The following is a 20,905-nucleotide window of genomic DNA, read 5'->3' on the forward strand; positions in this document are numbered from 1 at the left end:
ATGTCTTTTTTAGAAATGATCGTCAACTTGGGTGACGAGCAGCATAGGATAAAGGAATCGGTAGTTAGAAGAATTGTGCAAACAGGTGAGGAGGGGGATGGATGTCCCGGCAAGAAAAAAGTCAGTTTATTGTATCTCAGGAAGACTGGTCCCTCCATCGAAAAGGCTATGACGACCAGCAGCGTCATCAGAAAAAAATCAAAGAAGCGATTAAAAATAATTTGCCGGATCTTGTCACAGAAGAAAGCATCATCATGTCTAATGGAAAAGATGTTGTCAAAATTCCGATTCGTTCGTTAGATGAATATAAAATTCGGTATAATTACGACAAAAATAAGCATGTGGGTCAAGGCGATGGAGACAGCGAGGTTGGAGATATTGTCGCGCGCGATGGATCAGACAGTAAGCAAGGGCAAGGAAAGGGGCAGGGCGCTGGAGATCAGGCTGGTGAGGATTATTACGAAGCAGAGGTCTCATTAATCGATCTTGAGGAAGCGCTGTTTCGGGAGCTAAAGCTGCCAAACCTTAAACAAAAGGAGCTTGACGACATCATTGTCGAGCAAATTGAGTTTAACGATATTCGCAAAACCGGGTTAACAGGCAATATCCATAAAAAACGAACGATGCTGTCGGCATTTAAACGAAATGCGATGACAGGCAGTCCTTCCTTTTATCCAATCTACCCAGAGGATATCAAATATAAGACGTGGAATGAAGTGACCAAACCAGAGTCGAAAGCCGTCGTTTTGGCGATGATGGATACGAGCGGAAGTATGGGGCTTTGGGAAAAATATATGGCGAGAAGTTTTTTCTTTTGGATGACACGTTTCTTACGGACAAAGTATGAGACGGTCGATATTGAATTTATTGCCCACCATACGGAGGCGAAGGTTGTAGATGAAGAGCATTTCTTCTCGCGGGGCGAGAGCGGAGGGACCATTTGCTCTTCTGTCTATCGAAAGGCACTAGAGCTCATAGACGAACGATACCCGCCGTCGCAATATAATATTTATCCTTTTCATTTTTCTGATGGAGACAATTTGACCTCAGACAATGCACGGTGCGTGAAGCTTGTTTCTGAAATTATGAAAAAAGCCAATTTATTCTGTTATGGTGAAGTGAATCAATACAACCGGCATTCTACATTAATGTCAGCATATAAGCATATACAGGATGAGAAATTTAAGCATTATATTTTGAAGCAAAAATCAGATGTTTTTCTCGCACTAAAAAAATTTTTTCAGCAGGAAGAAGTTCTTTCGTAAATAGCACATTTGAAAAAACCTTTCAGCATAAGGGCTGAAGGGTTTTTTGTATGGAGAAGGAAGGGATCACCAGAAAAAAAGTAAAACTTTCTCTTTGACATTTCAATTTTCATTTATTAATATTTAATCTTGTTAAATATAAGTTTTTCAAAAAAGATGCCGATCGTCTTTTCTTCTTTTTCTACTCTTTGCTCATGAGTGAACAATAAGTATAAATGGGCTGCACACCATTTTTCAGGCGGAGTAGATGAAGGAGAAATAACAGCTTTATGAGCTTGTTTCATATTCTGTCAGATGATGGGCATTCTAAGTTTGCTAAAGCAGATGACACTATATTTTTATACATGAAAGGAGAAACAAAACATGAACAGAGGGCGTTTATTGCTAACGAACATTATTGGCCTTATTGTGATTCTTGCCATTATTGCCGGAGGTGCTTATTACTACTACGAAAGCACAAATTTTGTCAAAACTGACGAGGCGAAAGTGACAGGTGACATGTATCAAATCACAGCACCAGCAGCTGGACAAATCAAAGGCTGGGATATCAATGAAGGTGACGAAGTGCAAAAAGACAGCACAGTTGCAAAAGTTGAAGGAGAAACAAAAACAAACATTAAATCAGTGGCTGATGGCACATTAGTCAAAAAAGAAGTACAAAACAATCAACAAGTGCAGCCTGGTACAGTTCTTGGTGAAACCATTGATTTAAGCAAGCTTTACATCACAGCGAATATCAAAGAAACAGATATTAAAAGTATTGAAAAAGGCGACAAAGTCGACATCGTGGTAGATGGTGATCCTGATACAACATTTGAAGGAACAGTTGAACAAATTGGTTATGCGACAAACTCAACATTCAATATGCTGCCAGCAACAAATTCAAGTGGTAACTATACAAAAGTCACACAAAAAGTAGCAGTGAAAATTTCAATTAAAAATCCATCAGACAAAGTACTTCCTGGTATGAATGCTTCTGTCAAAATTTCATCTTAATGATGTTTGATATCAAAAAATGAAAGGAGGTTGTCTGAGATGGCAAATCAACCTGCAGCAACAAAACAGGGAGCAGGCTCCTTGTCTTTACTGATCATTTTAATGGCCGGCTTGTTCGTAGCGATTTTGAACCAAACGCTTCTGAACGTAGCCATGCCCCATTTAATGACTGAATTTAATGTGAGTGCAACGACGATTCAGTGGCTTACAACAGGTTATATGCTTGTCAACGGTGTGCTGATTCCGTTATCTGCGTTTTTAATCACACGCTTTGGACAGCGCAGCTTATTTCTAGTCGCCATGATCTCGTTTACACTAGGGACCTTTATTTGCGGGATTGCGCCGAACTTTTCAACGATGCTCATCGGTCGTTTGATTCAGGCAATCGGCGGCGGTATCCTGCAGCCGCTCGTGATGACAACAATCCTTTTTATTTTCCCTCCGGAAAACAGAGGGAAAGGAATGGGGATTTTCGGTCTTGCGATGATGTTTGCTCCTGCGGTAGGACCAACATTATCTGGTTATATTATTGAACATTATTCTTGGCGTATTATGTTTTATGGACTTGTACCAATCGGAGCGATTGTCATTATCGCGGCTTTCTTTATGTTTAGAAATATTGTAGAGCCTAAAAAAATCAAGCTGGACAGCCTTGGTGCGATTCTTTCCATCGTTGGTTTTGCTTCGCTTCTATACGGAGTGAGTGAAGCGGGAAGTGATGGCTGGACAGATCCGATCGTCTTATCGACGATTATTGTTGGTGCGATTGCGATCATTCTCTTTATTTTCCAACAGCTGAAAGCTGATAATCCGATGCTTGATTTCCGCGTGTTTAAATACAGCATCTTCTCATTATCAAGTGTCATTAATATTATTATTACAGTTGCCTTATACACTGGGATGTTCTTACTTCCGATTTATCTGCAGAACCTCGTTGGGTTTACGGCATTGCAATCCGGGCTATTAATGCTTCCAGGGGCACTTGCGATGCTGATTATGTCCCCGATTTCAGGGATTTTGTTTGATAAATTTGGACCTCGTCCGCTTGCGATTGTGGGGATGCTCATTACCGTTGTCACCACATTCGAGTTTACAAGGCTGACCATTGATACATCGTATAGTCACATTGTGCTCATGTATGCAGTTCGTGCATTCGGTATGTCACTCCTTATGATGCCGGTGATGACAGCTGGGATGAACCAATTACCACAGCACTTAAACAGCCATGGTACAGCGATGTCTAATACATTAAGACAAATTAGCGGTTCGATCGGTACGAGTTTGATCACAACGATTTATACGAATCGGACAACATTCCATTATTCCAATATGGCGGATCAAACAAATACAGCGGACCCGTTCTTTATGAATTCATTCCAGGCGGCTGTGTCGAATGTGATGCATCATATGGGCATGACAGCTGAAGCTGCTCAAAAATATGTATCCACCCAGCTCTTTACGAAAGCACAGGTCGATTCAAACGTAATGGGCATCAATGATGCTTACATGTGGGTAACGTTATTCTGTGCCGCTGGTGTCATTCTCAGCTTGTTCCTGCGTGATGTACGTAAGGATAAAAAGCGAAAAGATCAGCAGCATAAAAAACAAGAAATGACACTGCTTCCAGCACCTAAGGAAGCAAACCAAGATGCAAGATAAGTGTGGAGGGACCGTACATGAAAATTTATGTCGTATACGATAGTGAAGGTGACCATACAAAAGCACTGGCAGAAGCAATTGCAGCAGGCGCAGGTGAAACAGAGCAAGCTGAAGTATTCGTCGATCACGTGAAAGATGCGGATATTCGCAAGCTGGATCAAATGGATGCGATCATTTGGGGCTGCCCTGGTCACTTTGGTACCATTAGTTCTGGGTTAAAGACATGGATTGACCGTCTTGGCTACCTATGGGCAGAGGGAAAACTGATCGATAAAGTCGGTGCCGTTTTCTGTACAACTGCTACAACGCACGGCGGTTTAGAAATGACGATGCATAATTTGATTACACCAATGTTCCATCAAGGGATGCTTGTCGTTGGCCTTCCTGGAAATGTGCCAGAGAATGCTTTATACGGCTCTTACTATGGAGCAGGTGTGACATGTCCGATTGATTCTGATGAAGTGATTTCTACAGAAGGCATTGAACTCGGCAAAGCATTAGGAAGACGTGTAGCATCAGTCACTGCGTCATTTAAGCGATAAGGAGAGGGTTCTTTTGGCGACGATTATTGTAGCGTTAGTAGCTGCTGTTCTAGTCATTATCGGATTAGTAGCGTTCAATGTCAGACACGCTTCGGTCGAGAAGAAAGAGATCAAAGAAGATGTGCCCAATCAGCCTGACGTGCCACACAGCGAGTCAGAAGTTGCGGCGAGACCTGTAGAGCCTGAAGAAGAAGAGGAAGCGTCAAAGCCTTCTCAAACGGATGAACGAGTGTCTGGCGATGATTTTTATAGACAGGCGCTTCAAAAGTTTAAGCAGCCAGAACCACCTGTCAAAGAAGAAGAACCAGAGACAAAAATGAATGATGATATGTATCGTTCTGCTTTACAGAAGCTAAAGCAGAAGGACAAATAAAAAAGAGAACCTCTCGTCAGGTTCTCTTTTTTTTATGGCACAAAAAAACCGCCGGCAGAAGCCGGACGGTTTTCCTTCACTCTATAAAGTGCTAAAGAGCAGATGCTCTTAAATTACGCTTTGTTAACGTTAGCAGCTTGTGGTCCACGGTTACCTTCAACGATTTCGAAAGAAACTGCTTGACCTTCTTCTAAAGTTTTGAAGCCTTCGCCTTGGATAGCAGAGAAGTGAACGAATACATCGTCTTGACCTTCTACTTCGATGAATCCGAAACCTTTTTCAGAGTTGAACCATTTTACTTTACCTTCTAACATGAAATTTCCTCCTAAAGCGATCTTAACGCTTAAATTCACTATTCTTGCTCTTACACAAACTTCAAAGACGAAAACTCTTTCAAAACTTTCTTCTTAAAGATGATACGAACAAAAATAATTACCTTTACTTTACCAGTGTTTGCGGGAAAAAACAACTGTTATCCGAAAACTTTTTTAAAAATAATTAGCGCTAACAAATTGAGGAAAAAGCCTATATTAATTGGCCTCTTTTTCTCTCTGAGAAGCTCACTTGATTTCGGCCAGACTGCTTCGCTTTATAGAGCTCCTGATCAGCCATAATCGGTAATTGTTTGATGTCTGCACTTGTTCCGGGGTAATAAGCACACCCAAGTGATACTGTGATATGAATGGACATGCCATTTTGTAAATAAATCGGCTGATCTGCTATTTTTCTCCGTAAGCGTTCTGCAATCTGCCATGTTTTTTCAACTGTACAATTTGGTAGAAGGACAGCAAATTCCTCACCGCCGATCCGGCCAATATAATCAGAGCTTCTTGTGTTTTTCATCAGCCTTTTTCCGATTTCTTTTAAAACCATATCTCCCTCATGATGTCCATATTGGTCATTGATGGATTTGAAGTAATCGATGTCTAAGTAAATAAGGGACATTTGATGGATAGGCTGCTTAAATTTCATAGAAAAAGCATCACTTAAGACCTCATCGAACTTCCGTTTATTTAAAACACCTGTTAAAAAGTCATAATGAGCTTGGAATTTATACAAATTTAACAGCTGATATGCTTTTGTTTGATGCTCAATGACGTAAAAGTTAAACAGTCCTGCAACATATGAGAACATCCAATAGGCAGAATGGACTTCAATAGAGGTCTCATGTGCAATCGTAATAAACAAAAAAGTTGCAATCACATTGCTGATCGTAATGGACAAAAGCATTTTCGCAACTTGATTCATATGGCGCTCAGCAATTAAAAAAGAGGCTGTTGCAATGATCATCATGGAAAAAATATTGATGAAAGAACCGACGTTGGCATCAATTAATAATCGGCCAATGATCACAACACAGGCTGCAATGATGGTTTGGACGATGCCTCCATAAAAGGCCGTTAAAATAAGGGGGATATGTCTTAAATCGATGATGGCTGGACCTGCTTTGATAGAGAAGAACATTAAAAGGACACCGAGTAATCCAGAAAGAATGCCTTTGCATAGCTGTCTGAGCAGGGTATCTTCTTTCTTCAGAAAATTCTCTTTAAACACAAGCATAAATAAATAATGGAAAGTGACAAGAATTGTTAAATTAATAAAGAGGTCTCTTAGCAAAATAAAATCACCTTTTTAAAATTACTAAAATTTGTTGCAAAAGAAAAGGGGAAAAAGGATAATTAATAAAAATTTCACTTATGAGGGGATCGAAACACATGCGAGGAAAACGCTTCCCAGATGAAACGGACTGGCTTTCTTTTTTTGAAACGGAGCCTGATGAAAGGTTCGAGAGAGGTATGCCTATTGAATATCAAAACCTAAAGAGCTCTTAATCATAGTAGAAGCTTATGACGATTTTATCACAACAGTTGAAATCACCTTTTTACCTTTCTTCTCTGTGATGGTGAAAGAACATTTTTCAGGAGAATAAACAGGAGCCTCTATGTATGAAGGCTCCTGTTTTCTTATTTGTGCTCGATGTCATTGATTACTTGCTGGATTGATTCATCATCCATCACATTCATGACACTTTCATCAATATGGAGAGACTGTGCATAAGACTCTCTTGGCTGATGGTTTCTTGATGTCGATTGGTGCTGATTCGTATGATTTGGCTGTACAGCAGTGAATGCCTGCTTCATCATTTGTCCGATTTCCGCAGTTCCCTTTGATTCATTCTGTGCGTGTGACTCGTGACGAGATGAGTCATGGTGCTGATGGCTTTTTCCTTTCATCATTGAAGACATATTCATTTGCGTCATGCTTTTCAGCCTTCTTCGTAAAACCGGAGAAAATAATGCAATGATGGCTGTTGATACTGCAATCATTGCGCCAGTGCTCATGCCTTTTCTTTTCTTAAACAAACGAATCCCTCCATTTGATCATGATGATACTTCTTCATCATGTTTAGGATGACCAAAGCAGGCTGAATTATGAATTCATTTTATGAAATAGAAATGTGTGCATAAAAAGCCGGCTGGATGAAAAACCTATGAGCAAAAGGAGGGAATAATTGATGAATAAGAAATGGATGCTATCTTTACTACTCGTTCCAACATTGATCACCACTGGATGTGGCATGAACAACCAGGGCGATGAGCGAAGAGGAACAATGAAACGACAGTATGAAAATGTCACATATAAGAATGACAATATGAGACAGGACGAACCAAATGTTCAAACACCTCAGAAGGTCAAAGTGGCAGATAAAGCGTCAGAGCTTGTAGCCAACATGTCTGAAGTGAAAACAGCGAACGTGCTTGTCACAGGAAAAAATGCATTTGTTGCCGTTATGCTTGAAGGCGATAAAAGCGGTAATGTGACGGACGATCTGAAAAAGAAAATTTCAGACAAAGTCAAATCAACGGATCAACAAATCGACAACGTGTATGTATCTGCGAATCCAGACTTTATCGATCGTATGGAAGGATACGGAAAACGTATTAGAAGCGGAGAGCCAATTTCAGGATTTTTCGATGAATTTACTGAAACGGTTCGGCGTGTCTTCCCTGAATCAAAATAGCTACGACAAAAGCCGTATGTCATATGCGGCTTTTTTGTTTGGAACCGCACCTTGCACACCTGACTGCATAAAGTAAAAAATATATCACCTCTTGTTGATCTTTGTTTCTTCATAGAAAGAGAAAGAGGCTGCAGGATGAATTCAGGTGGGGAGCAAATGAAAGCCAAGCCGTCATTGATTCATAAAAAGCTTGTAGGCGGAATGATTGCAGCAGGTCTCATTTTTTATGCTTTCACCGCGTACTTGATTTATGTTGCGTTTCAGCTGACAGGACAATATTTAGAGCAGCAGTCTTCTCCTAAAACCATATTAACGGAGGGACTCAATAAGCAAGTTTATGAACATATTAGAATATACTATGCAGAGGAAGAGGACGCTTTTGTTGACCTGACAATCGAGGCCATGGATCAGGCAAAGAAGAGGACAGCGTCAGTGTTTCAGTTTGAAACTGACAAACCTTTAGACATTATTTATTTTGATGATAAAGAGACGATCGAGCAATTTGCCGGAATCAAGCATATTACGGGTTTTTACTCCGATCATGATCAAATGATTGGATTATATCCAGATAAACGGGAAGCATTATTGAAGAAAGAGACACTGCCTTTATACTTTTTCAACACGTTATTTATTCATGAATATGCTCACTTTGTTTTCTATGAAAAAGCTCATTCTTATGAAGTGTCTCCAGTGATCTTTCCGCTTTGGTTCCATGAAGGAACAGCAGAATGGACGGCCTATGACGTGTTAAATGCCACGTCTGAACGGTTCGACGTCATTCCCTTTCAATCTCTTCATTCCGATCAAGATTGGCAGGACGCCCGGATGACGTATGAGACAGATGTCTATTTGCAAAGCTACTATATGGTCTATGAGCTGGTGCAGCTTTACGGACGAGACATCATACATGAGATCATGCAGGAAACGGCGAAAACAGGTCAATTTGCTAAAGGCTTTGAACAGGCGACAGGGGAGCGGCTCGCAGATTTTGAAGATCAGTTTAACAAGATGTATCAAAGAAAAAACGGCTGACCAGAGAAAAGGGGTCAGCCGTTTTTTTAATGAAGGGGCTTTTGCTGATTGGCTTTGCTTGGCGGCATTTGAACCTGCCCCTGAAGCGGCGCGAAAGCTGACGTCATGGCTGTCATGTCTTGTCTGGAAAGCTGGGGAACTTGATAGTAGCCATGCTTGTTTTGATACAAGAAAATTTCATACGCCATTTCAATAAAGTTCGGGATTTGCGCAGCAAGCACACGTCTGACAACTGGATTTGTTACTTCTAATGCAGACATGGAAAGTAATCCAGCATGTGATTTGACCAGGCTGAGCATATGCCCTGTGATGCCCAAGTCTTTTACATCCTGTAATGACTGATTCGGCTTCTTCGGCTGAGAAGGCTTGATCCCATACGTCACTTGTGTGTGCTCTTTCATCATATAAGTAGCGGTTTCTTCACTAGGCTTTTGTCCAGTAGAAAAACAATCTACAGTGACATTGTACTGAGATAAAACGAATTGGTATTGTCGATCCAAGATGTCGGATAATGCAGGATCTTGAATAAACTGCCGCAGGATCATATACTGATCCAAAATATTAATCGTGCCGGCTAAAATTTCATGTAAATCGAATAACTCATGTCCGCCATGATTGAGCTCGGGCTGGGGAGCGCTTCCTTGAAACATTGGTTGCTGATCGTTTTGCATTGAGATTCCTCCTTCTGTTTATACAATCTGTTTTAATGTGAGGATGTTTTCCTTCTTTCATGCAAAAACATTATTTACAATTAGAGGGTTTTCTTCCTTTTTGTCGAAAAAAAGTATCAGACGAATGAACATGGGGGTACCAGATGCAGGACAAAATCATTAATCGTTTGATAGAAGACGAACATGTGCAGGCACCAGTGATTGGCATCGGTGTTTCGCCGTTTGAACAGCATCATCTTGAGGCTTTTTTTCAATCATTTCCACATGAATTAAATGCCTCTTTTATTGTTGTGCAAAATCATGTGACGGACGATTGTATAACTGATTTGGAAGCACTTGTTTTACCGATTGGCTACCGGGCAAAAACGATTAAACATGGTGAGAAAGTCATGAAGAAGACGATTTATTTTTGTCCACAGCATGCGGTTGTGACGTTAACAGAAGATCAGCGGCTGCACCTATCAGAGCAGCTGCCGGCGTGCATGGCTTGCTCTGTGGACTTGCTTTTTCAGTCTCTTGCCAGCGTTCAAAAGGAAGAGGCTTTTGCGATTTTCTTTCAAAAAGGTCATTGTGTGGGAAGTGGCTTGCTTCAGTTGGTTGAGCAAGGCGGTACAGCTTTATCGTGCAGTGAGGTAGAAAGCGGTTTTGACACCTTGTATCAACAAACATTCAAAGACCCTTCAACCCTTGCGGCATATATCGCCAATATCATCAACGTCCCGCATGTCGATGAGGCAGATCCTGTTTTACTGAGAATTATTGAACGTCTTGAAATGTATAAAGGCATTGCCTTTTCAACCTATCAAAAGAAAAGGCTGCTATCTGTCATTCAAAAACGAATGAGGATTGCAAAAAAACGGATTTCATTATTATCAGAGTACGACTGCTTATTAGAAAGAGAACCAGATGAGCTTGATCGCCTGCACGCGCAGCTTTTAAGCGGCATGACGTCTTTTTTTAGGGATATGGAGGCTTTTCGTGTATGTGAACATCAGATCATTCCGTCGATCATTGAAAATGCGGTGAAAAACGGGAAATCTCGATGCCGTATTTGGATTGCGGGATGTTCGACAGGAGAGGAGGCCTATTCTTTTACGATCTTATTTTTAGAAGAAATGAAGCGAAGACAAGTGACCATTGAACTTCAAGTATTTGCAACAGATATCAACCGGAAAGCCATTCAAACAGCTAGTAAAGGTCTTTACTCAGTAGAGTCTATGGCAAGGATGCCGGAAAAATGGCGGGCGCGATATTTCGAAAGGAAAGGTGACGCTTTTATTGTGAAGCAGTCGCTTAGAAAACATATTGTCTTTGCACCTCACAATTTATTGATCGATTCACCTTTTATCCACCTCGATTTTATCAGCTGCCGAAATGTTCTGATGTACTTCCAGCCTGAAGTGCAAAAACGAATATTGTCCCGATTCCAATATGCTTTAAAAGATCAAGGGATGTTGATATTAGGGCCAAATGAAACTGTACCCAATATCCCTCGTTTGTTTCATTTGTTCAATGAAAAATGGAACATTTACACCCATTCAAACGTTTCTAAACCACATGTCCCTTGGGCACCAGACGCTCGTGATATCGAGTTGAAAGCGCGAGCCGCACAATATATGCAAGAAGTAAGCGAGGATTATGATGCATGTATGATTATCAACGATAGTGACGAAATCCTGGCATTATCAAATGGTGCGTATTCTTTTTTAGACCATACAGAAGTGTCAGATCAAGCATGTGAATATGTAACACCTGATTATATGAAAGAGATGTTGAGTCAAACCTTTCAAAAGGTGTGGACAGACGAGACAGAGGTTGTGTTTCAACATGTTCTCATTTCGGAAAAAGGTAGCAAGCAGTATGCAGATTTTACCGTGAAAAGTTTTGACCGCCGTTTTAAGGGAGTTTACGTCATTCTCATTCGAATGAATGAGAGAGGAAAAAATCAAAATAACGGCAGGGGCAAAGGAATGTCAGATCAGAATTCAGTCTATCAACAGCGTATTGTCGATTTAGAAAATGAACTCAATGAAGTCAAACAAAAGGAGCAGGAGGCAAGGGCTCAATTAAAAGCGAAACACACGCAATTAGAGGAGTTTGAGAAAAAACACGAGCATTTTATTAATATCATAAACAACTTAAGGGTGACAAGAGAAAAACTGTACAGACCCTCTGTCAAGCCGGAGCTTGCGACGTTGTTTGTGGACAGGGACATGAATATTCGCTATTACACTCCTACAGCTGCCTCTTTATTTACTTCAGCGAAAACCAGGCATCAGCAATCCTTTCAGTCGATGGCTAAAAAGCTTACGCAGGAAACGCTCTATCATGATATCCAATCCGTCATTTCGGATAGGCGCGCGATCGAACGTGAAATTGAAACGAACGAAGGAGAGCAATTCACCGTTCACATCACACCTATCTTTGATCAAGAGCATGAAGGAGCGGTGATGACTTGGATTAAAATGACCGAAGTAACGAAAATCAAACAGTCGCTTCATCTAGCGGTGACGGCGCTTGATAACAGCCACATTCATATTGTTGTTGCAACTGAGGAAGGGGTCATCCAATGCGTGAATCAGCGTTTCTGTCAGTTCGTCCAGCAGCATGAATATGACCTGATCGGCAAAGATATTTTTTCTGTCTACCATTCGCTATGTCAATGTGATGATTTAGAGAAGCAATGGAAGGTTTGTTTAAAAGAGGGCAGCTGGACAGGTGAGCTGTACTTTCAAGATTTATCTGGGTGCGAACGATGGGAGAGAGTCTCTTTACATCGAATCGATGATCCTGACAAAATGCAGTCAACCGTGATGCGGATTTCAGAGGATATCACCAATCAAAAGCAGTCAGAGAAGATGCTGATGAAATCAGAGATGCTGTCGGCAGTAGGGCAGCTTGCAGCAGGTATCGCTCATGAGATACGGAACCCGCTGACATCGTTAAAAGGATTTTTACAGCTGATGATTCAAAGTAAGAAGTATCAGAAAGATTATGCAGATGTGATGATGTCAGAGTTTAATCGGCTCGAGTCAATTATTAATGAATTCCTTGTTCTTTCTAGAAGCAAATCGGTGAAATTTGAACCGGTACATGTCAATCTTCTGCTCGAAGAAGTGATCATGGTTGTTGAATCCCAGGCGGTCTTAAAAGGCGTGTCCATTCAGAAAAATCTGTCTCCATCTCTCCCTAACATTCAAGGCATTCCGAATGAATTAAAACAAGTCTTCCTGAACATCCTTAAAAACGGAATTGAAGCGATGGATGGTGTGACAGGTGTCATCAAGGTGACCTCTCTCATGAAAGATCATCAAATGATGTTGATATTTGAAGACCAAGGAAAGGGAATACCAGAGGACGAAATAGGGAAGCTCGGTGAACCTTTTTATACTACAAAAGAAAAGGGGACAGGCCTTGGTTTAATGATGACCATTAAAATCATTGAAAGCCATGGCGGCACCATTCGTTTTGAAAGTAAAAGCTTTGAGGGAACACGTGTGATTATTACCTTTCCGATGAGTTAAAAAAGACAAGTTTTACATGAAATCCATTCAACATCAATATTTACTTTGTACACTATGAGAGATGAAGCGCAAAGGGGAGAGGTCTAATGAAACGAATGCTATCTATTCGAATGATTTGTTGTTTGGTTTTGATGATCTTTAGTCTGCAATCCTTACTGCCTGGCATGATCACAGGAGGCGAGGTCAGTGCATCTGAAAAGAAGGAAATGGTGTGGAAGCAAAAAAAGATCGTGCAGATCAAAAAAGCCCTTCAGCTAATAGGAGAGACCGTGACGGTGAGCGGAATTGTGACAGCAGATCAATCCGCTGTAGGCAATGGGAAATTGTCCACATACATTCAAGACAAATCAGCTGGAATCAATATTTATTCAGCGCAGCCCAATCACTTCCCGGAACTAAAAGCAGGCATGAAGGTGACAGTGACTGGTAAGATCACGTCTTATAAAGGAATGATTGAAATTGTGCCAGATCAAGGCCGCCTGAAGATAGATGCTGTGAATCAAACCTTGCCAAAGGCGAAGCGAGTGTCCGTTAAACAACTAGAAACGGATCAAGCCGGTAAACATGAAGGAAGACTAGTGAAGATTAAAGGCTATGTTGAGGCAAAACCAGCGCAGCCGGCTGGCGGTGGATACAATGTGGAGATCATTGATAAAAAATACCACAGCACCATCCTGAGAGTGATGGTCGATACAAATGCTATTGATAAAGTAAAGACAGGGAAATGGTACGAGTTTACAGGGGTGTTAAGCAGGTATGATACGCTGCAGGTGCTTCCAAGACATAAGGATGATATCAAACTGCTGAAACGCCAGCCAAAGCCGCCAAAGATGAAGAAGGAATACAAAGCAACGGTTGACCGTGTGGTGGATGGAGATACGATTCATCTAAAGAAGCCTGTTCTAGGTACAACAAAGGTGCGTTTTGTGAATATGGACACACCGGAAACGTATCATAAGCCAAAAAATGAATTAGACCAAAACCAATTGCGTTTTGGACAGCAGGCGACTGACTATTTAAAAACACTTCTTTCGAGCGGTGACCAAGTCACATTAAAGATTGGTCCTGAAGCGAAGGACAGCTATGGACGTCTTTTAGCTCAAGTGAAAACCAAAAAAGGGCTAAATACAAATCTAGAGCTTGTGAAAAAAGGATATGCCCCTACTTACTTCATCTGGCCAGTTGGAGATGATAAGGACTATCATACGTTTCAAAAAGCAGTAAAAGAAGCAAAAGAAAAAGGACAGGGCATATGGAACGAAGCGGACCCTCTGCTGGAACAGCCGTTTGAATTTAGAGCACGTGAGCAGAAAAAAGGACTGGCACGTTATGTTGGCGACTCAGCTGTAAAAACCTACGTCTCCCCTGACAACTGGAAAGAAATCGATGTGGAAAAACGGATCTTTTTTGCTTCCAAAGAAGAAGCAGAGCAGGCTGGCTATCAGCCGGCAAAGGATGCAAGCGAAGTACCATTAACGATTTTAAGTATGAATGATTTACACGGTAAAATTGATCAAGAATACGAGCTGGATCTCAAAGGTGATGGCAATAAAGGCATGTACGGCCGGATGGATTATGTCGCCGCCTATATGAAACAAAAACAAGCAGCGCACAAAAATACGATCACGGTCCATGCTGGAGATATGATTGGCGGGAGCTCTCCAATATCTTCTCTACTGCAAGATGAACCAACCGTTGAACTCATGGAGAACATTGGCTTTGATGTGGGCACGGTCGGCAACCATGAATTTGATGAAGGGGTAGACGAGCTATTGCGTATCTTAAATGGCGGAGAACATCCTAAAGGCACAAAGGGGTATGACGGACAGAACTTCCCGCTCGTTTGTGCGAACTGTGAATACAAGGATACAGGTAAGCCACTTTTACCGGCTTATGAAATCATCGATGTCCAAGGAATCCCAGTCGCATTTATCGGTGTTGTGACCAAGTCAGCCGCAGGAATGGTCATGCCAGAAGGGATTAAAGACATTCAGTTTACAGATGAAGTCAAAGCCGTGAATGAAGCCGCGAAGGAACTAAAACAAAAAGGGGTTAAAGCCATTGCGGTTTTAGCTCATATGACAGCCTCTCAAAATGGCGATACGATCACTGGAGAGAGTGCAAAGCTTGCCAAAGAAGGTGATGATGAAATTGACGTCATCTTTGCAGGGCATAATCACGAAGTGGTCAATGGAGAGGTCAATGGGAAATTAATTGTGCAAGCCTTTGAATATGGGAAGGCGATTGGCGAAGTCAATGTGACACTTGACCGCAAAACGAAGGATATCGTCAAAAAGAGTGCAAATATCCAGTATGTAGATCAAGCTGGTATAGAAAAGGACAAGGAAGCAGCAGACATCTTGGCTCATTACGGGAAAGAAGTGGAGCCGATTATTAGTGAGGTTGTTGGAGAAGCTGGGGTTAAAATGGAAGGCGGCTATTCAAATGATGGGGACACGCCGCTCGGTAATTTGATTGCGGATGGTATGAGATATTCAATGAAAAGTGACTTTGCCATGATGAATGGAGGGGGCATTAGGCAAAACCTTGAGAAAGGGCCGATAACGTGGGGAGATCTGTTTAATATTCAGCCATTCGGCAACGTTTTAGTCAAACTGGAGATCAAGGGGAAAGACTTGGTTGAAATCATAGAAGCTCAAATTTCTCCACAATTTGGACCAGATTATAGCATTTCAGGCTTTTCATATTCCTATGATCCGGTAACATATAAAGTAGTCGACTTGAAGCTGACGGATGGTTCAGCCGTAGCTTTCGATCAAACGTATACACTCACTGTGAATAACTTCATGGCAACTGCAACTGGCAGTAAATATGCACCAATAGGCAGGCTTGGTAAAAACCCTGAAACAGGTCCAGAAGACTTAGAAGCCACTGTCGATTTTGTCAAAAGCTTTGAGGGAGCTTCCATTGTGTATCAAAAAGAGGGGCGAATTCAAAAAGCAAAACAAGAAGAAAAAGCAGCAAGCTAAAGAGCGAATCATCTAAGAGAAATGTAACAGGCAAAGGAGTTTAAGCATGAAAAAGTGGCTTGCATTGACTGTGATGACAGCCGGGATTGTTCTGCTCGGCTGGGGAATTTGGCAAATCGCCTCTACTCATCTTCAAACAGCCCAATCATTAGACGAAGCGAAGAAGGCCGTAGCGGACGATCAAGGGATGTCCAAGAAGCAGTTTGCTCCAGTAGTGGGGAAAGCTTCTGGCATCCTGACGATTCCAAAATTAAAAGCAGACCTTCCCATTGTCGAAGGGACGGATGCGGATGACCTTGCAAAGGGAGTAGGACACTACAAAGGCAGTTATTATCCTGATCAGAATGGACAAATCGTCCTATCTGGCCACCGTGACACGGTGTTTCGCCGGACAGGTGAACTGGATATTGGAGATCAACTGAGAATCACTGTGCCATATGGTGAGTTTGTGTATGAAATCACGCATACGAAAATTGTCGATCAGCATGATACATCCATTATTACGTTGCAGAATGAAAAGGAAGAGCTGGTGTTAACCACATGCTATCCTTTTCATTTTGTCGGCAATGCACCAGAGCGGTACATTATTTATGCAAAAAGAGCGTCTGTCTAAAGAAAAAGAGCCTGCTGATCATATGCAGGCTCCCAGCGTGTAGACAAACCCTTGCATTCGTTGTCAGATCTGCGTTCCGGTGCTCGTCCTTCCTAGAACTGCAAAGGTTTTCTATCACGCTGAAAAGAAGAAAGGGCTAAAATAAGATTATTTTAGCCCTTTGTCAACAATCTGAGATCCTGCTAATCAAATGCAGGCTCTTTATTTTAATGGATGATTTTATTCATGAGCTGGTCCATATCAGGTGGTAGAGGTGCTTCTATGATCAGATGCTCGCCTGTAAAAGGGTGTTTCATGTCTACTTGCTTGGCGTGAAGAGCACACCTGTTGATGTAATCATGAACTCCGTCATATAAAGTATCCCCAGCTAGTGGATGCCCGAGACTGCTAAGGTGGACACGAATTTGATGTGTTCTACCCGTCTCTAATTGCAGTTTAACGGCTGTCATTTGCAGACGTTTATTCATGTCTATGACCTGAAAATGAGTCACAGCTTTTTGTCCAGTAGGGGAGATTCTTCGTCTGACTGCATGGTGTTTGTCACGCCCGATTGCTGCATCAATGGTGCCTTTCTTTTTTTTGAAAAGCCCCTCTGCGATGGCGATGTATGTGCGTCTGATTGTTTTTTTAGAAAGCATTTGATCAAGAGCCGCATGGGCTAATCTATGCTTTGCAAAAATGACGGTGCCGCTTGTGTCTTGATCAAGCCTGTGGATATGTCTCACCCGTTTTTCTTCTCCATTTGCTTGAAAATGGAAGGCCACAAGGTTAGCCAGTGTGCCTGTTTGCCCTTTTTCATTCGGATGAGTTGGCCGTCCGGCAGGTTTTTGCACAATTAATAAATGCTCGTCCTCAAAGAGCACCTCTAATTCACCGTATTCCGGTGTCACATCACTTTCTTCTGTTTCAAATAAATCAATGATGATCTGGTCGCCTTTACTGACTTTAGCCGCGTGATGGGCAAGCTTTTGATTTAAACGAACTTTTTGATGCTCCATCCAAAAATGGATAATCGGTTTTGATGCAGATACGGCTGTTTTTAAAAAATGACTGAGTGAAGTGTTATGGTGATGCTCGTCTACTTTAAGTGAGAGCGTGTGTCCTTTTATGATCATGATATCCGTTCCTCTCTTTGGGTATATATAGGAAACACTTACCTTGGCGAACGCCTTTTTTTCTGTGCTATTCTGAATGGAGAAATAACGACAGAGAGGTAGATGTCACGTGAGATTAATGAAAGCTGCTACAGACCTGCAAGAGCAGGCAATTGAAGAAATATCAAAGGAAGTTGAAGATCTTCTTACTCATGCTGTCAATGGAAAGCAGCTGGATATGCGTCAAAAAGACCGATCCCTTACCTTTATTGATGGAGTATATAACGGGACGATGGATGATGCTTTTCGTATTTTATCGGGTCTTCAGCTATTACATACCATAATTGTAAAACCGAAACGTCATATCACCAAACGGGATCGTGAGCTATTCGAGCGAAACCGTGAGCAGGTCAATGCCTGCGGCTTTTCTTTTCCGTTTGATCTAGATGATTTTGTCAGCCGTCACCTTCAAAATGCGTAAAAGATGGTGTGAACTTCCTTTTTAACTTACAAGGCCCTCGCACATACTATTTTTAAGGGAACGGAGAAACCTTTAAGGTCTGTAATACCAAACCCGCTCTTTTTCAACATTGCCTATTTCTCCACGAATCGGAGCGCTTGGATCTCTTGCAGAATAAACCGAACACGGGTAGGAGCCTGACAAAATGGTGCAGGCTCCTTTTATACATAATCATTTTAGCAGACATTCATCTTTGAAAGTCAATTTTATTCACGATATGATAGCATGGAGTATATGTTTAAGACTTTTGTAAAAAAAGGAGTGGCCTCGTTGGTAAAGGCGATTATATTTGATTTTGACGGATTAATTTTAGATACAGAAACACATGAATATGAGGTTTTACAAGAAATGTTTGCGGAGCATGAGTCAGATCTGCCTCTTTCCGTATGGGGCAAGGTCATTGGCACGCAGGCAGGCTTTAAGCCATTTGAATATTTGGAAAAACAGCTAGGGAAGACGCTGGATCATGAGACACTCACAGCAGATCGGCGTTCTCGTTTTCAAAAAAGAATGAAGGACGAATCAGCAAGACCTGGCGTAGAAGCTTATTTAGAAGCAGCAAAGGAGCTCGGGATCAAGATTGGACTTGCTTCCAGCTCAGACTATAAATGGGTGTCAGATCACCTAAAGCAGATTGGTCTTTTCGACTACTTTGAATGTATCCGCACGTCAGATGATGTGGAAGAAGTCAAACCAAATCCAGAGCTCTATTTGCAAACCGCACGCTGCTTAGGGGTAGAGCCAAAAGATTGCGTGGCATTTGAGGATTCTGTGAATGGATCAGTAGCTGCCAAACGGGCAGGTATGAAATGTGTCATCGTCCCAAACAAAGTGACGAGCACGCTGCAATTTGAAGAATATGATGTCAGATTAGAATCCATGGCTGAAATCGAATTGCTCCAGCTATTCCATCAGCTTGAAAAAGAGGATCAGTAAGGGGGCAAAAACATCATGGCAGAAAAACTAGACTTAACGCGGTTTGAAAAAAGAATGGTGATCCGTAATATCCGTGAAGAGGATATTGACCGAATCATTGCCTTGCAAGAGGTATGCTTTCCAGGCATGGACCCTTGGAAACGAGAGCATCTTGAAAGCCACCTTGAGCATTTCCCAGAAGGACAGTTTTGTGCTGAATTCGAGGGAGAAATCATTGGCTCTTGTTCAAGTTTATTAATTAACTTTGATGAATACGATGATCGCCACACGTGGCAGGACATTACAGATGATGGGTACATCACAAACCATAATCCTGATGGGATGAATATGTACGGAATCGAAGTCATGGTGGGTCCTGAGTACCGCCGCATGAAAATTGGGCATCGTTTGTATGAAGCAAGAAAAGACTTAGCGAGAAGATTAAATTTAAAAAGCATCATCATTGGCGGACGCATTCCGAATTATCATAAATACCAAGAGGAAATGACGCCTCGCCAGTATGTGGAGCAGGTGATGCTTCACCAAATCTATGATCCCGTTTTATCTTTTCAGCTGTTAAATGAATTTAGTCTCATGCGGATCAATCCGAATTACCTGCCGGATGATAAAGCATCCAGCACATATGCGACGTTAATGGAATGGAACAATGTCGACTATCGCCCGCAATCGAAAAGATATTATAAATCGGCGTTCCCCGTTCGAATTTGTGTGATTCAATATGCGATGAAACAAATTCATTCCTTTGAGGAATTTATGAATCAGGTGGAGTATTATGTGGATGTCGCATCAGATGCATCAGCTGACTTTGCCGTATTCCCAGAAATTTTTACGACGCAGCTCATGTCTTATTTAGAAGAGCGTTCACCAAGTCTTGCCGTACAGCGGATTACGGAATATACCGAGGACTACATTAATTTGTTCACAGACCTTTCTGTGAAATATAACATTAATATCATCGGCGGGTCCCACTTTGTAGAAGAGGAAGGGAAAATCTACAATATCGCCTATTTATTTAGACGTGATGGAACGATTGAAAAGCAATATAAACTTCACATCACGCCGAATGAAAGAAAATGGTGGGGGATTTCAGCTGGTGACCAGGTCCGGGTATTTGATACAGACTGCGGCAAAATTGCGATCCAAATTTGCTACGATATTGAATTTCCTGAGCTTGCACGGATCGCGGCTGACAAAGGAGCGAAAATTATTTTCACTCCGTTCTGTACAGAAGACCGCCAAGGCTATTTAAGAGTACGTTACTGTGCACAGGCGAGAGCGGTTGAAAATCAGATTTATACCGTCATCTCGGGAACAGTTGGCAACCTTCCGCAAACCGAAAATATGGATGTTCAATATGCACAATCGGCTATATTTGCCCCATCAGACTTTGAATTTGCAAGAGATGGGATTGTAGGAGAGTGTAATCCAAACATTGAGATGGTTGTCGTTGGTGATGTCGATTTAGAAATTTTAAGAAGACAAAGGCAAGACGGGACCGTACGTCAGCTGAAAGACCGAAGAAGAGACGTGTACCATATTGAATATAAGAAATAATGAAAGGAAGCGCCTATTGTTGAGGCGCTTCTTTTTGATGACATTTTTTAAAGAGACAATGTGGCGCCATGAGCGATCGCTTTCACTGCTAAAAAAGGGACATCTGATTGGATA

General features: G+C 41.7%; 18 protein-coding genes. 13 read left to right on the forward strand and 5 right to left on the reverse strand.

Features of this window, described 5'->3' with window-relative positions:
- The first annotated feature begins 101 nt into the window (after window positions 1–101).
- The 5 genes from yhbH to C6Y02_RS15000 all read left to right on the forward strand — a co-directional run bounded on the left by yhbH (window position 102) and on the right by C6Y02_RS15000 (window position 4,835).
- The gene (yhbH, locus tag C6Y02_RS14980; protein ID WP_106031609.1) at window positions 102–1,265 is read left to right on the forward strand and encodes a sporulation protein YhbH; all 1,164 of its coding nucleotides are present in this window, start codon (window positions 102–104) and stop codon (window positions 1,263–1,265) included.
- A 363-nt stretch (window positions 1,266–1,628) separates the two neighbouring features.
- Window positions 1,629–2,261 carry a biotin/lipoyl-containing protein gene (locus tag C6Y02_RS14985; protein ID WP_034663794.1) on the forward strand — a complete coding sequence of 211 codons (633 nt, stop codon included), beginning with the start codon at window positions 1,629–1,631 and terminating at the stop codon, window positions 2,259–2,261.
- 39 nt (window positions 2,262–2,300) lie between these two features.
- On the forward strand, window positions 2,301–3,920 hold the full coding sequence (locus C6Y02_RS14990) for a DHA2 family efflux MFS transporter permease subunit (RefSeq protein WP_034663790.1): 1,620 nt from the start codon (window positions 2,301–2,303) through the stop codon (window positions 3,918–3,920).
- Between the two features lie 17 nt (window positions 3,921–3,937).
- Window positions 3,938–4,462: a flavodoxin family protein gene (locus C6Y02_RS14995; protein WP_034663787.1), complete on the forward strand. Its 525-nt coding sequence runs from the start codon at window positions 3,938–3,940 to the stop codon at window positions 4,460–4,462.
- Between the two features lie 13 nt (window positions 4,463–4,475).
- Window positions 4,476–4,835, forward strand: coding sequence for a hypothetical protein (locus C6Y02_RS15000; RefSeq protein WP_060595840.1), 360 nt, complete (start codon window positions 4,476–4,478; stop codon window positions 4,833–4,835).
- 113 nt (window positions 4,836–4,948) lie between these two features.
- Here the strand turns inward: C6Y02_RS15000 and cspB are convergent, their stop codons facing one another.
- From cspB to C6Y02_RS15025, 3 genes are all read right to left on the reverse strand, one after another.
- Window positions 4,949–5,149: a cold shock-like protein CspB gene (gene cspB, locus C6Y02_RS15005; protein ID WP_003212277.1), complete on the reverse strand. Its 201-nt coding sequence runs from the start codon at window positions 5,147–5,149 to the stop codon at window positions 4,949–4,951.
- Between the two features lie 211 nt (window positions 5,150–5,360).
- Window positions 5,361–6,452 carry a diguanylate cyclase gene (locus C6Y02_RS15015; protein WP_034663781.1) on the reverse strand — a complete coding sequence of 364 codons (1,092 nt, stop codon included), beginning with the start codon at window positions 6,450–6,452 and terminating at the stop codon, window positions 5,361–5,363.
- 347 nt (window positions 6,453–6,799) lie between these two features.
- The gene (locus C6Y02_RS15025; protein WP_034663775.1) at window positions 6,800–7,198 is read right to left on the reverse strand and encodes a hypothetical protein; all 399 of its coding nucleotides are present in this window, start codon (window positions 7,196–7,198) and stop codon (window positions 6,800–6,802) included.
- Window positions 7,199–7,350: 152 nt separating this feature from the next.
- Between C6Y02_RS15025 and C6Y02_RS15030 the strand changes: the two genes are divergently transcribed.
- Window positions 7,351–7,857 carry a YhcN/YlaJ family sporulation lipoprotein gene (locus C6Y02_RS15030; RefSeq protein ID WP_034663773.1) on the forward strand — a complete coding sequence of 169 codons (507 nt, stop codon included), beginning with the start codon at window positions 7,351–7,353 and terminating at the stop codon, window positions 7,855–7,857.
- 156 nt (window positions 7,858–8,013) lie between these two features.
- Complete coding sequence (locus C6Y02_RS15035) at window positions 8,014–8,889, forward strand: hypothetical protein (protein ID WP_106031645.1); 876 nt, start codon at window positions 8,014–8,016, stop codon at window positions 8,887–8,889.
- A 26-nt stretch (window positions 8,890–8,915) separates the two neighbouring features.
- On the opposite strand, the gene C6Y02_RS15040 is transcribed toward C6Y02_RS15035, so the two are convergent.
- Complete coding sequence (locus tag C6Y02_RS15040) at window positions 8,916–9,560, reverse strand: spore coat protein (protein WP_012009386.1); 645 nt, start codon at window positions 9,558–9,560, stop codon at window positions 8,916–8,918.
- A 143-nt stretch (window positions 9,561–9,703) separates the two neighbouring features.
- Here C6Y02_RS15040 and C6Y02_RS15045 point away from each other — a divergent pair, with 143 nt between their 5' ends.
- The 3 genes from C6Y02_RS15045 (at window position 9,704) to C6Y02_RS15055 (ending at window position 16,687) form a co-directional block, all read left to right on the forward strand.
- Entirely contained in the window at window positions 9,704–13,084 is a 3,381-nt protein-coding gene (locus C6Y02_RS15045) for a CheR family methyltransferase (protein WP_106031610.1), read from the forward strand.
- 86 nt (window positions 13,085–13,170) lie between these two features.
- A complete protein-coding gene (locus C6Y02_RS15050; RefSeq protein WP_106031611.1) occupies window positions 13,171–16,074 on the forward strand; it encodes a 5'-nucleotidase C-terminal domain-containing protein in 2,904 nt (967 codons plus the stop codon).
- 46 nt (window positions 16,075–16,120) lie between these two features.
- The gene (locus tag C6Y02_RS15055) at window positions 16,121–16,687 is read left to right on the forward strand and encodes a class D sortase (RefSeq protein ID WP_106031612.1); all 567 of its coding nucleotides are present in this window, start codon (window positions 16,121–16,123) and stop codon (window positions 16,685–16,687) included.
- A gap of 206 nt (window positions 16,688–16,893) precedes the next feature.
- On the opposite strand, the gene C6Y02_RS15060 is transcribed toward C6Y02_RS15055, so the two are convergent.
- On the reverse strand, window positions 16,894–17,802 hold the full coding sequence (locus C6Y02_RS15060) for an RluA family pseudouridine synthase (RefSeq protein ID WP_106031613.1): 909 nt from the start codon (window positions 17,800–17,802) through the stop codon (window positions 16,894–16,896).
- 109 nt (window positions 17,803–17,911) lie between these two features.
- Here C6Y02_RS15060 and C6Y02_RS15065 point away from each other — a divergent pair, with 109 nt between their 5' ends.
- From C6Y02_RS15065 to C6Y02_RS15075, 3 genes are all read left to right on the forward strand, one after another.
- Window positions 17,912–18,262 carry a DUF5365 family protein gene (locus C6Y02_RS15065; RefSeq protein ID WP_106031614.1) on the forward strand — a complete coding sequence of 117 codons (351 nt, stop codon included), beginning with the start codon at window positions 17,912–17,914 and terminating at the stop codon, window positions 18,260–18,262.
- Window positions 18,263–18,571: 309 nt separating this feature from the next.
- Window positions 18,572–19,237: an HAD family hydrolase gene (locus tag C6Y02_RS15070; RefSeq protein ID WP_003211898.1), complete on the forward strand. Its 666-nt coding sequence runs from the start codon at window positions 18,572–18,574 to the stop codon at window positions 19,235–19,237.
- Window positions 19,238–19,252: 15 nt separating this feature from the next.
- Window positions 19,253–20,791: a bifunctional GNAT family N-acetyltransferase/carbon-nitrogen hydrolase family protein gene (locus C6Y02_RS15075; protein WP_066031113.1), complete on the forward strand. Its 1,539-nt coding sequence runs from the start codon at window positions 19,253–19,255 to the stop codon at window positions 20,789–20,791.
- Window positions 20,792–20,905: the final 114 nt, after the last annotated feature.

The sequence above is a fragment of the Bacillus sp. NMCC4 genome (assembly GCF_002998555.1).
In the GTDB taxonomy this organism is placed as follows: Bacteria; Bacillota; Bacilli; order Bacillales; family Bacillaceae; genus Bacillus.

What these genes read in the sequence shown, in the direction of transcription:
- C6Y02_RS14985 (WP_034663794.1), top strand. Translation starts at nt 1,629, where the DNA reads ATGAACAGAGGGCGTTTATTGCTAACGAACATTATTGGCCTTATTGTG.
- yhbH (WP_106031609.1), top strand. Translation starts at nt 102, where the DNA reads ATGTCCCGGCAAGAAAAAAGTCAGTTTATTGTATCTCAGGAAGACTGG.
- C6Y02_RS15040 (WP_012009386.1), bottom strand. Translation starts at nt 9,560, where the DNA reads ATGCAAAACGATCAGCAACCAATGTTTCAAGGAAGCGCTCCCCAGCCC.
- C6Y02_RS14995 (WP_034663787.1), top strand. Translation starts at nt 3,938, where the DNA reads ATGAAAATTTATGTCGTATACGATAGTGAAGGTGACCATACAAAAGCA.
- C6Y02_RS15075 (WP_066031113.1), top strand. Translation starts at nt 19,253, where the DNA reads ATGGCAGAAAAACTAGACTTAACGCGGTTTGAAAAAAGAATGGTGATC.
- C6Y02_RS14990 (WP_034663790.1), top strand. Translation starts at nt 2,301, where the DNA reads ATGGCAAATCAACCTGCAGCAACAAAACAGGGAGCAGGCTCCTTGTCT.
- C6Y02_RS15035 (WP_106031645.1), top strand. Translation starts at nt 8,014, where the DNA reads ATGAAAGCCAAGCCGTCATTGATTCATAAAAAGCTTGTAGGCGGAATG.
- C6Y02_RS15050 (WP_106031611.1), top strand. Translation starts at nt 13,171, where the DNA reads ATGAAACGAATGCTATCTATTCGAATGATTTGTTGTTTGGTTTTGATG.
- C6Y02_RS15055 (WP_106031612.1), top strand. Translation starts at nt 16,121, where the DNA reads ATGAAAAAGTGGCTTGCATTGACTGTGATGACAGCCGGGATTGTTCTG.
- cspB (WP_003212277.1), bottom strand. Translation starts at nt 5,149, where the DNA reads ATGTTAGAAGGTAAAGTAAAATGGTTCAACTCTGAAAAAGGTTTCGGA.
- C6Y02_RS15030 (WP_034663773.1), top strand. Translation starts at nt 7,351, where the DNA reads ATGAATAAGAAATGGATGCTATCTTTACTACTCGTTCCAACATTGATC.
- C6Y02_RS15045 (WP_106031610.1), top strand. Translation starts at nt 9,704, where the DNA reads ATGCAGGACAAAATCATTAATCGTTTGATAGAAGACGAACATGTGCAG.
- C6Y02_RS15060 (WP_106031613.1), bottom strand. Translation starts at nt 17,802, where the DNA reads ATGATCATAAAAGGACACACGCTCTCACTTAAAGTAGACGAGCATCAC.